The organism is Pelomonas sp. KK5, from assembly GCF_001984095.1.
Taxonomy (GTDB): Bacteria; Pseudomonadota; Gammaproteobacteria; order Burkholderiales; family Burkholderiaceae_C; genus KK5.
Map to the genome: position 1 here is coordinate 1 of NZ_LYVQ01000233.1, position 10,203 is coordinate 10,203.

11 protein-coding genes are annotated in these 10,203 nt (G+C 69.2%); 8 read left to right on the forward strand and 3 right to left on the reverse strand.

What is annotated here, in order from left to right:
• The 3 genes from B0W88_RS25945 to B0W88_RS25955 all read right to left on the reverse strand — a co-directional run.
• A partial coding sequence (locus B0W88_RS25945; protein WP_077037492.1) for an NAD(P)H-hydrate epimerase occupies positions 1 to 1,109 on the reverse strand: 1,109 nt, incomplete at its 3' end.
• Between the two features lie 14 nt (positions 1,110 to 1,123).
• Positions 1,124 to 2,350 (reverse strand): FAD-dependent oxidoreductase, encoded by a 1,227-nt coding sequence (locus B0W88_RS25950; RefSeq protein ID WP_077037493.1) that lies wholly within the window; start codon positions 2,348 to 2,350, stop codon positions 1,124 to 1,126.
• Position 2,351: 1 nt separating this feature from the next.
• On the reverse strand, positions 2,352 to 3,704 hold the full coding sequence (locus B0W88_RS25955) for an amidase (protein WP_077037494.1): 1,353 nt from the start codon (positions 3,702 to 3,704) through the stop codon (positions 2,352 to 2,354).
• 163 nt (positions 3,705 to 3,867) lie between these two features.
• Here B0W88_RS25955 and rpsB point away from each other — a divergent pair, with 163 nt between their 5' ends.
• The 8 genes from rpsB to B0W88_RS25995 all read left to right on the forward strand — a co-directional run.
• Complete coding sequence (gene rpsB / locus B0W88_RS25960; protein WP_077037495.1) at positions 3,868 to 4,614, forward strand: 30S ribosomal protein S2; 747 nt, start codon at positions 3,868 to 3,870, stop codon at positions 4,612 to 4,614.
• 69 nt (positions 4,615 to 4,683) lie between these two features.
• Positions 4,684 to 5,577: a translation elongation factor Ts gene (gene tsf, locus B0W88_RS25965; RefSeq protein WP_077037496.1), complete on the forward strand. Its 894-nt coding sequence runs from the start codon at positions 4,684 to 4,686 to the stop codon at positions 5,575 to 5,577.
• A gap of 115 nt (positions 5,578 to 5,692) precedes the next feature.
• Complete coding sequence (gene pyrH, locus B0W88_RS25970; RefSeq protein ID WP_077037497.1) at positions 5,693 to 6,403, forward strand: UMP kinase; 711 nt, start codon at positions 5,693 to 5,695, stop codon at positions 6,401 to 6,403.
• 96 nt (positions 6,404 to 6,499) lie between these two features.
• Complete coding sequence (frr, locus tag B0W88_RS25975; RefSeq protein ID WP_077037498.1) at positions 6,500 to 7,060, forward strand: ribosome recycling factor; 561 nt, start codon at positions 6,500 to 6,502, stop codon at positions 7,058 to 7,060.
• Positions 7,061 to 7,062: 2 nt separating this feature from the next.
• Positions 7,063 to 7,797 (forward strand): polyprenyl diphosphate synthase, encoded by a 735-nt coding sequence (uppS, locus tag B0W88_RS25980; protein WP_255378666.1) that lies wholly within the window; start codon positions 7,063 to 7,065, stop codon positions 7,795 to 7,797.
• Positions 7,798 to 7,813: 16 nt separating this feature from the next.
• Positions 7,814 to 8,650 carry a phosphatidate cytidylyltransferase gene (locus B0W88_RS25985; RefSeq protein ID WP_077037500.1) on the forward strand — a complete coding sequence of 279 codons (837 nt, stop codon included), beginning with the start codon at positions 7,814 to 7,816 and terminating at the stop codon, positions 8,648 to 8,650.
• Positions 8,650 to 9,831, forward strand: a complete 1,182-nt coding sequence (gene ispC / locus B0W88_RS25990; protein ID WP_077037501.1) for a 1-deoxy-D-xylulose-5-phosphate reductoisomerase — start codon at positions 8,650 to 8,652, stop codon at positions 9,829 to 9,831. The genes B0W88_RS25985 and ispC overlap by 1 nt, the downstream gene beginning before the upstream one ends.
• On the forward strand, positions 9,828 to 10,203 hold a 376-nt coding region (locus tag B0W88_RS25995; RefSeq protein WP_144006977.1), incomplete at its 3' end, for a site-2 protease family protein. The genes ispC and B0W88_RS25995, both read left to right, overlap by 4 nt.

Sequence of the window (10,203 nt, forward strand, 5' to 3'; positions counted from 1 at the left end):
GTGCAGCGCAGTTCGTCGGCCAGCGCCTGGGCGGCGGCGAGCCGATCGCCCTGAACGGCGGCCGTGCTGCTGCCGAGCAGGCGGGCGGCCTCCAGCGGGTGCGGCGTCAGGATCGTCGGGGCGCCGCGCTGCCGCAGTGCCTGGCGCAGCGTGGTGTCGGCAGCCAGGGCGTTGAGCGCGTCAGCGTCCAGCACCAGGCGTGCGGCCTCCTGGAGCAGCGGGGTCAGGTCTTGCGTGATGGCGCTGGCGCCGCCGCAACCGGCGACCACGGTGCGGCCTGCCGGCGTGCCGGTGTTGGCGGTCAGGAGCTCGGGCCGCTGCGGGTCGGGTTCGTCCGCACCGGCATCGAGCAGGTGCAGGTAGACGCGGCCGGCGCCCGCGGCCAGCGCGGCGCGGGCGGCGAGCCGGGCCGCGCCGCGCATGCCGGGCGCGCCGCCGACCACCAGCACGTCGCCCTGCGTGCCCTTGTGGGCGGCGTGGCTGGACGGCGCTCGCCAGGCCGAGGCGCAGTCCGCACCGAGCAGCCAGGCGTCAGGCTCGCGGCCAGCCGTGATGCCGAGATCGTCGAACCAGATCCGGCCGCAATGCTCGCGGCCCAGGAACAGGCCGGGCTTCAGCGTCAGCAGGCTCAGCGTGTGGGCGGCCCGTACGGCCTCGACACCGGCGGGCCGGCCGGTATCGACGAGCAGCCCGCTGGGCAGGTCGACGGCCAGCACCGGCGCCTCGCAGGCATTGAGCGCCGCGATGGCCGCGGCCATCGCCTCGTCGGGCGGCCGGTTCAGGCCGAGGCCCAGCAGTGCATCGATGGCCAGCGCCGGAGCTTCTGGCGGCGGCCCGAGGCCGATGTGCACCTGCCGGCCGTGGGCCTGCAGCCGGCGCGTGGCAATGCGTCCATCGCCGCCGTTATGTCCCGGCCCGCAGGCGACCCAGATCGGCCCTTCGCGCGGCTGCAGGGCCAGCGCCAGGCGGGCTATCGCGAGCCCGGCGCGCTCCATCAGCTCGTCGACCGGGCGGCCGGCCAGCGCGGCCGCTTCGATCGCGCGGCTGGCGGCGCTGCCGTAGAGCGGCAGGCGGTCTTGTTGCAGGGGCAGGATGCGGGCGATGCTCATCGCGCCGCAGCTTGTCAGGCGAAGCGGGTGATGTCCAGCCCGGCCACGTCCAGCTCGGGCGCCAGCCGCGCGATCTGCTCGGCCAGCACGCGGGCGGCGCCGCAGGCGAGAGTGAAGCCGCTGTCGCCATGGCCCAGGTTCAGCCAGATGCCGGACAGGCCGCTGTTGCCGAGCACCGGCAGGCCGTCGGCCAGCTCGGCGTGCGCGCCCTGCCAGCGCTGCGCCTGGCCCGCGACGAGGGCGCCGGGGAACCAGTCGTCGAACGTCTTGTGGAGCAGCTTCTCGTCCACCAGGCCGACGGCGCGCACCCGCTGGCCGATGCGGCTGAGCTGCACGCCGGATTGCTGGTCCAGCAGCGCGCCGCGCGGGCCGAAGTCCGGATGGGCCTCGATCTGGCGCAGCGGTGCGGTGATCGACATGGACTGCCCGGCGGACACCGGCAGGTTCAGCTTCAGCGGCTTCAGCAGCGCGGTGGCGTCCTGGGCGGCGCAGACCAGCACGGCGTCAAAGCCCTGGACCTGCGGGCCCATCTCGGCGGGCAGCGTGTCGCCGCCGTCCGCGGCGCTGCGCGCAGGCGTGAGCTCGGTCGGTGGCGTGTATTCGTGGGTCAGGCGCACCGGCGAGCCGGGCTCCACCGAACGCACCGTGGTGTGGAAGCGGAACTGCACACCGAGACGCTGGGCCTCGCCGCGCAACTGGTGCGCGAGCTGGCGGCAGTTGCCGGCCTCGGCCTGGGGCAGCAGCACGCCGCCGTGCAGGGGCGTCTCGGTGTTCAGGCCGGGCTCGGCGGCACGGCATTGGTCGGCATCGAGCGGGCGCGCGCTGATGCCGGCCTGCTCAAGCAGGGCCAGGCCGGGCTCGATCGCGGCCTGGTCCTTCGCGGTACGCAGCAGCACCAACTGGCCTTCCGAGCGTTCGTAGTCCAGCTGCAGGCTGCGGCGCAGCGCCTGCAGGCGCTCGAAGCTGAACTGGGCCAGCTTCAGCAGGCGCAGCTGGCGCTCGGGCAGGGCCTTGTCGCGCTGGGCTTTCCAGCGCTCGCGCTGGCGGCCGTCGAACAGCGAGAAGGCTGTCCGCGTCCAGGGCAAGGCAAGACCTGGCACCACGATGCCGCTGTTGGCGAAGCTGGCCTCCCCGGCCACGCTGCCGCGGCGCTCGAAGACGCAGACCTCGTGGCCGTCCGCGGCCAGCTCGTAGGCGCTGGTGACGCCGGCGATGCCGGCGCCGATGATGGCGATGCGCATGTCAGTGCACCGCCTTGCTTGCGAGGAGGGATTCGATCTGCAGCGCGATGTCGAGGACGCTGTCGTCCTGGCCGGCGGTGCTCCAGGCCATCAGGCCGACGGGCAACTCGCCGTCCACATGGCACGGCAGCGAGATGGCGCAGCCGTCCAGCGCATTGACGACGCTGGTGTTGCGCAGCATCTGGCCGTTGGCGGCGTAGTAGGCCTCGTCGCTGTCGAGCAGCGGCTGGAGCAGTGGCGCGACGGTCGGCACGGTGGGGCTCAGCACGGCGTCGAAGCCTTGCAGTTCGGCCTCCATCGCGTCGATCCACGCGCGGCGGGCGGCGATGCGGGCCAGCAGTTCGGCGCCGCCGATGGATTCGCCCTCGCGGATGCGGCGGGCGACGCGCGGGTCGTACTGCGCCTCCTTCGTGGCGAGATGCGGGCGATGCCAGGCCCAGGCTTCGGCGGCGACCATCGAGACGCGGTAGGGCTGCAGGCCTACCAGCGGAGCGAGCGGGATCTCCTCGATCTGCACGCCCGCCGCCCGCAAGGCGGCCAGCGTGCGCTCGAAGGCGGCGGCGACCGTGGTGTCCATGCCATCCTGGAAGACAGGCCTGGAGACGGCCAGCCGGCGCGCGCGCAGCGGGCGGCCGGTCAGTCGAACCTGGCGGTCAGCGAGGATCTCGTGCAGCAGCACCGCGTCGCGCACCGAGCGGGTGATGGCGCAGGCGGTGTCCAGCGAGGGCGACAGCGGGATCGTGCCTGCGATAGGCGTGAGGCGGGCGGTGTTCTTGAAGCCGACCAGGCCCTGCAGCGCGGCGGGGATGCGGATCGAGCCGCCGGTGTCCGAGCCCAGTGCCGCCCAGGCCGCGCCGGCAGCCACGCTGACGGCGGCGCCGGAACTGGAGCCGCCGGGGATGCGGGCCATGCCGTCGAGCTTGGCCGTTACGGGATTGAGCGGCGTGCCATGGTGCGGGTTCAGGCCGAGGCCGGAGAAGGCGAACTCGGTCATGTTCGTCTGGCCGATCAGCGCGGCGCCGGCGCGGCGCAGGCGGGCGACAGCGGGGCAGTCGGCGGCGGCGGGCGCGGCATCGGCCAGCACGCGGGAGCCGGCCGTCGTCGGCTGGCCGGCGACATCGAACAGATCCTTGACCGAGACGGCCAGGCCGCCGAGCGGCGCGCGCGGCACCCCGGCGGCGGCCAACGCATCGGCAGCCGCGGCGGCCGCCTGGGCCTGGGGAACGAAGTCGCGGATGAAGGCATGCCGGCAGCTCTCGCTGCGCAGAACCTCGACGTTATGGGCCAGCGCGTCAGCCGCGCTCAACCGGCCTTCTTGCAGGCGCGCCAGGGCGCCGTGGAGGTCGTCGGACATGAAGTCGTGTATACTCTTTGGGTTTTGCCGGGTACGACTCGTGTGAGTTGCTACTTTTGAGCAAGACAAATCGCAAATCCGGCCCTTGAAAGGTGTCGCTTTGAGCCTCGCAGACTCAAGCGATTCGCGCCGGATTTTAGACACAACCCTTCGGAGTAATTACATGTCCGTCACGATGCGCGAGATGCTGGAAGCCGGCGTCCACTTTGGTCACCAAACCCGCTTCTGGAACCCCAAGATGGCCCCGTATATCTACGGCCATCGCAACAAGATCCACATCATCAACCTGGAAAAGACGCTGCCCGCGTTCCAGGACGCGATGAAGTTCATCACCAAGCTGGCTGCCAAGCGCGGCACGATCCTGATGGTCGGCACCAAGCGCCAGGCCCGTGAAGTCGTCGCCATGGAAGCCCAGCGCTGCGGCATGCCCTTCGTCGACCAGCGCTGGCTGGGCGGCATGATGACCAACTTCAAGACGGTCAAGACCTCGCTGAAGAACCTGAAGGACATGCAGTCCCAGGTCGAGGCCGGCACCCAGCCCGCCATCAAGAAGGAAGCGCTGATGTTCCAGCGCGACCTGGCCAAGCTGGAAAAGAACATCGGCGGCATCCAGGACATGGCTGCACTGCCGGACGCGATCTTCGTGATCGACGTCGGCTACCACAAGATCGCCATCGCCGAAGCCAAGAAGCTGGGCATTCCGGTCATCGGCGTGGTTGACACCAACCACTCGCCCGAAGGCATCGACTACGTGATCCCCGGCAACGACGACTCCGCCAAGGCTGTCGCCCTGTACGCCAAGGCCGTGGCCGACGCCGTGCTGGAAGGCAAGAACAACGCCACCAACGAAGTGGTCCAGGCTGTTGCCGCCGGCGGCGACGAGTTCGTGGAAGTCAGCGAAGGCGCCTGAGCCGCTTCTTCCCTGGTGAACTGATCAAGGGGGCTGCGAGGCCCCCTTTTATCTACGGAGATTGAATCAATGGCTGCAATTACCGCAAGCATGGTGGGCGAGCTGCGCGCCCGTACCGACGCTCCCATGATGGAGTGCAAGAAGGCCCTGACGGAAGCCGAAGGCGACCTGGGCCGCGCGGAAGAGATCCTGCGCGTCAAGCTGGGCAACAAGGCCGGCAAGGCCGCCTCGCGCATCACCGCCGAAGGCGTGGTCGCCGCGGTCGTCGTGAACGGCAAGGGCGCCCTGATCGAAGTCAACTGCGAGACCGACTTCGTCTCGAAGAACGACGCCTTCCTGGCCTTCGTGAACGCCCTGGCCACGCTGGTGGCCGAGCAGGCCCCGGCCGACGTGGCCGCCCTGTCGGCGCTGCCGCTGTCGCAAGAGGGCTTCGGCCCGACGGTGGAAGACGTGCGCAAGGGCCTGATCGGCAAGATCGGCGAGAACATGTCGATCCGCCGCTTCCAGCGCTATGAAGGCTCGAAGCTGGCTTCCTACCTGCACGGCACCCGCATCGGCGTGATGGTCGAGTTCGAAGGCGACGACGTCGCCGCCAAGGACGTCGCCATGCACGTGGCCGCCATGAAGCCGGCCGCGCTGTCGTCGGCGCAGGTCTCGGCCGAGCTGGTCGAGAAGGAACGCAAGATCGCCACCGAGAAGGCTGCCGAATCCGGCAAGCCGGCCGACATCGTCGCCAAGATGGTCGAAGGCTCGGTGCAGAAGTTCCTGAAGGAAGTCTCGCTGCTGGACCAGGCCTTCGTGAAGGCTGCGGACGGCAAGCAGACCGTCGGCGCGATGCTGAAGGACAAGGCCACGACCGTGAAGGGCTTCACCCTGTACGTCGTCGGCGAGGGCATCGAGAAGAAGGTCGACGACTTCGCCGCCGAAGTGGCCGCGCAGGTCGCAGCCGCCAAGGGCGCCTGAGTCTCCAGGCAACAAGCCGTAAAAGCCCCTCGCGGGGCTCGCATCACAAAGGGCGCCATGAGCGCCCTTTATTACACTCGTGCCCATCCGCGCACGCGAATCAAGAGGTCCATCCATGCCCGCTCACAAACGCATCCTCCTCAAGCTCTCCGGCGAAGCCCTGATGGGCGACGACGCCTACGGCATCAATCGCGAGACCATCGTCGAGATGGTGCATCAGGTGCGCGAGGTGGTCCAGCTGGGCGTGGAGGTCGCGGTGGTGATCGGCGGCGGCAACATCTTCCGCGGCGTCGCAGGCGGCGCCAAGGGCATGGACCGTGCCACGGCCGACTACATGGGCATGCTGGCCACGGTGATGAACTCGCTGGCCCTGGCCGACACGATGCGCCAGGAGGGCATGGTGGCCCGCGTGATGTCGGCCATCGCAATCGAGCAGGTGGTCGAGCCCTATGTGCGCCCGAAAGCGCTGCAGTACCTCGAAGAGGGCAAGGTCGTCGTCTTCGCCGCCGGCACCGGCAACCCCTTCTTCACGACCGACACCGCCGCCGCGCTGCGCGGCGCCGAGATCGGTGCCGAGATCGTGCTGAAGGCCACCAAGGTGGACGGCATCTACACCGCCGACCCGAAGAAGGACCCCGAGGCGACGCGCTACAACCGCATCAGCTTCGACGAGGCCATCATCAAGAACCTGCAGGTGATGGACGCCACCGCCTTCGCCCTGTGCCGCGACCAGAAGCTGCCGATCCGCGTGTTCAGCATCTTCAAGTCCGGCGCGCTCAAGCGCGTGGTCATGGGCGAGGACGAAGGCACGCTGGTCCACGTCTGACCGGCGCCGTCAGGCGTTAAAGTTACGTCCCGAATTTCGCCGCGCCGCGGGCCCGAGGGCCTGCGGGCGGCTTCGCACTGTCATCAGGGCTGAATCATGAGCATTGCAGACATCAAGAAAACCGCTGAATCCAAGATGGCCAAGTCGGTCGAGTCGCTGAAGGGCGAACTCCACAAGATCCGCACCGGCCGCGCCCACCCGGGCATCCTCGACCAGGTCAGCGTCGACTACTACGGCTCGATGGTGCCGATTTCCCAGGTGGCCAACGTCTCGCTGCTGGACGCCCGCACGATCAGCGTCACGCCCTGGGAAAAGGGCATGGGCGCCAAGATCGAGAAGGCCATCCGCGAGAGCGACCTGGGCCTGAACCCGGCAGCCCAGGGCGACCTGATCCGCGTGCCGATGCCGCCGCTGACCGAGGAGCGCCGCAAGGACCTGACCAAGGTCGTGCGCAACGCCGGCGAGGACGCGAAAGTGGCCGTGCGCAACCTGCGCCGCGACGCCAACGAGCAGGCCAAGAAGCTGCTGAAGGACAAGGAGATCGGCGAGGACGACGAGCGCCGCAGCCTCGACGAGGTGCAGAAGCTCACCGACCGCGTGATCAACGAGATCGACAAGGTGATCTCGGCGAAGGAAGCCGAAATCCTGGCGGTCTGAACGTGAGCGTCGTCGAGGAGCTGCCGGTCCCCCGCCACGTCGCCATCGTCATGGATGGCAACGGCCGCTGGGCCAAGAAGCGCTTCCTGCCCCGGTTCTTCGGGCACAAGCAGGGCGTCGAGGCGGTGATGAAGACCATCCAGGCCTGCATCGACCGCGATATCGAGTACCTCACCGTCTTCGCCTTCTCCAGCGAGAACTGGAAGCGGCCGGCCGAGGAGGTCTCGGGCCTGATGGGCCTGGTGCTGGCGGCGGTGTCGCGCTACCTGGCCAAGATCGGCAAGATGGGCGTTCGCGTTCGCGTGGTCGGTGACCGCGACACGATCTCGCCCAAGTTGCGCGAGGTCTGGGCCGATGCCGAAGAGGCGACCAAGCACAACACCAAGCTGAACCTGTCGGTGGCCTTCAACTACGGCGGCCGCTGGGACATCGTCCAGGCGGCGCAGCAGGCGATCCGCGCCGGCGTGTCGGCCGACGAACTGACCGAGGCCAAGCTCTCGGAGTACATGGCGATGAACTTCGCGCCGGATCCGGACCTGTTCATCCGCACCGGCGGCGAGGTGCGCATCAGCAACTTCCTGCTGTGGCAGGTGGCGTACACCGAGTTCGTGTTCGCCGACACGCTGTGGCCCGAGTTCGGTGCGGCGCAGCTGGACCAGGCGATCGAGGCCTTCCGCCAGCGCGACCGGCGTTACGGCGGCGTAAAGACGCCAGCCGACGAAGCCACGACCGCCTGAGCAGCGAGAATCCTGCATGCTCAAGCAACGTGTCATCACGGCCGTCATCCTGCTGGCCATCCTGCTGCCGGCGCTGTTCTACCCCTCGCCCTGGCCTTTCGCGCTGCTCACGCTGGTGATGATCGGCGCCGCGGGCTGGGAGTGGTCCCGGCTCAACGGGGCGCCCGGCACGCCGGCGCTGGTCTTCGGCATCGGCCTCGCCGCCGCCTGTGGCGTCACGCTGTGGGGGCTGGGTCTGAACGCGCCGCCGAGCTGGTGCTGGTGGCTGGCCGGCCTGATCTGGGTGCTGGGCGGCGCGCTGGCACTGCGTGAAGGCCCGAGCGGCTGGCCGCGCGTGGCCCGCCTGCCTCGCCTGGTGCTGGGCGCGCTGGCGCTGTGGGCCGCCTGGCTGGCCATCGTGCAGGCCCGGGCCGCCGGCATCAACTACCTGCTGTCGATCTTCTGCCTCGTGTGGGCGGCCGACATCGCGGCCTATTTCGGCGGCCGGGCCTTCGGCAAGCGCAAGCTGGCGCCGGCGATCAGCCCGGGCAAGAGCTGGGAGGGCGTCTGGTCCGGCATGCTGGGCGTGATCGTGCTGGGCGTCTTGTGGGTGCATGGCATCGACGAGCACTTCGCCGTCGACTCGCGCAGCGTGTTCTCGGTGATGGTGCATCGCATGCACCTCGTGAGCCTGCTGGCCATCGTGTTCCTGTGCGCGATGAGCGTGGTTGGCGATCTGTTCGAATCGCTGGTCAAGCGCGCGGTCGGCGCCAAGGACAGCAGCGGCCTGCTGCCCGGCCATGGTGGCGTGCTCGATCGCGTGGACGCACTGCTGCCCGTCTTTCCCCTGGCCCTCGCGCTGAGTTCCCTCTGATGATTTCCCGTATCTGCGTCCTCGGCTCCACCGGCTCGATCGGCACCAACACGCTCGACGTGCTGGGCCGCCATCCGGAACGCTATGAAGTGTTCGCGCTCAGCGCGATGAGCCGCGTGGACGAGTTGCTCGCCCAGTGCCTGCAGTGGAAGCCCCGCTTCGCCGTGATGCCCGAGGCCGCCAAGGCCGCCGACCTGCGCACGAAGCTGCGCGAGGCGGGCAGCCGCACCGAGGTGCTGGACGGCGAGGCCGCGCTCAGCGAGATCGCCGCCCATCCGGAGGTGGACATGGTGATGGCCGCCATCGTCGGCGCCGCCGGCCTGGCGCCCTGCCTGGCCGCCGCGCGCGCCGGCAAGCGGCTGCTGCTGGCCAACAAGGAGGCGATCGTCGTCGGCGGTGCGCTGTTCATGCAGGCGGTGGAGCAGGGCGGCGCCACGCTGCTGCCGATCGACTCCGAGCACTCGGCGATCTTCCAGTGCCTGCCGGAGGAGCGCGGCACCTGGGCCCAGCGCATCGACCACATCGTGCTGACGGCCTCGGGCGGCCCGTTCCGCCAGCGCGATCCGTCCACCCTGGCCGAGGTCACGCCCGATCAGGCCTGCGCGCACCCGAACTGGGTGATGGGCCGCAAGATCTCGGTGGACTCGGCCACGATGATGAACAAGGCGCTCGAGGTGATCGAGGCGCGCTGGCTGTTCAACCTGAAGCCCGAGCAGATCCAGGTGCTGATCCATCCGCAGAGCATCATCCATTCGATGGTGGTCTGCCGCGACGAGTCGGTGCTGGCGCAGCTGGGCACGCCGGACATGCGGGTGCCGATCGCCTATGGCCTGTCGTTCCCGGAACGGATCGAATCGGGCGCCAGCCGTTTGAATCTGCTGACGACGCCGTCGCTGACCTTCGAGGAAGCGGACGAGCGGCGTTTCCCTGGCCTGCACCTTTCGTGGCGCGCGCTCCGCGGCGCCGAAGGTTCGACGGCAGTGCTCAATGCGGCCAATGAGGAAGCCGTTGCCGCCTTCCTCGACCGCCGCCTGCGCTTCGACCAGATCCACCGCGTCAATTCGCAAAGTCTTGAAAACCTGCACCCCGAAACCGGTGAATGCAGCAGCGTCGACGGCCTGCTGGGGCTTGACGCTCGGGCTCGTCGTTATGCAACGGAACTGATCGCGAGCCTTTCATGAGCGACCTGCTGGCCTTTATCGTCACTCTCGCGGTGCTGATCCCGATCCACGAGTACGGGCACTACCGGGTGGCGAAGGCCTGCGGCGTGCGGGTGCTGCGCTTCTCCTTCGGCTTCGGCCGCGTGCTGTGGCGCCGCCAGGCCAGCCCGGACGACACCGAGTTCACGATCTCGGCGATCCCGCTGGGCGGCTATGTGCGGCTGCTGGGCCACGGCGACAGCGACACGCTGCCGCCCGAGCAGCGCGCCGAGTCCTTCGACCACCATCCGCTGCGCCACCGCGTGGCGGTGATCGCCGCCGGCCCGATCGCCAACCTGCTGCTGGCCATCGTGCTGTTCGCCGGCGCGATGTGGATCGGCATGGACGAGCCGG

Excerpts from the sequence above, each read along its gene's own strand:
- B0W88_RS25950 (WP_077037493.1), bottom strand. The coding sequence starts at position 2,350 with ATGCGCATCGCCATCATCGGCGCCGGCATCGCCGGCGTCACCAGCGCC.
- B0W88_RS25955 (WP_077037494.1), bottom strand. The coding sequence starts at position 3,704 with ATGTCCGACGACCTCCACGGCGCCCTGGCGCGCCTGCAAGAAGGCCGG.
- rpsB (WP_077037495.1), top strand. The coding sequence starts at position 3,868 with ATGTCCGTCACGATGCGCGAGATGCTGGAAGCCGGCGTCCACTTTGGT.
- tsf (WP_077037496.1), top strand. The coding sequence starts at position 4,684 with ATGGCTGCAATTACCGCAAGCATGGTGGGCGAGCTGCGCGCCCGTACC.
- pyrH (WP_077037497.1), top strand. The coding sequence starts at position 5,693 with ATGCCCGCTCACAAACGCATCCTCCTCAAGCTCTCCGGCGAAGCCCTG.
- frr (WP_077037498.1), top strand. The coding sequence starts at position 6,500 with ATGAGCATTGCAGACATCAAGAAAACCGCTGAATCCAAGATGGCCAAG.
- B0W88_RS25985 (WP_077037500.1), top strand. The coding sequence starts at position 7,814 with ATGCTCAAGCAACGTGTCATCACGGCCGTCATCCTGCTGGCCATCCTG.
- ispC (WP_077037501.1), top strand. The coding sequence starts at position 8,650 with ATGATTTCCCGTATCTGCGTCCTCGGCTCCACCGGCTCGATCGGCACC.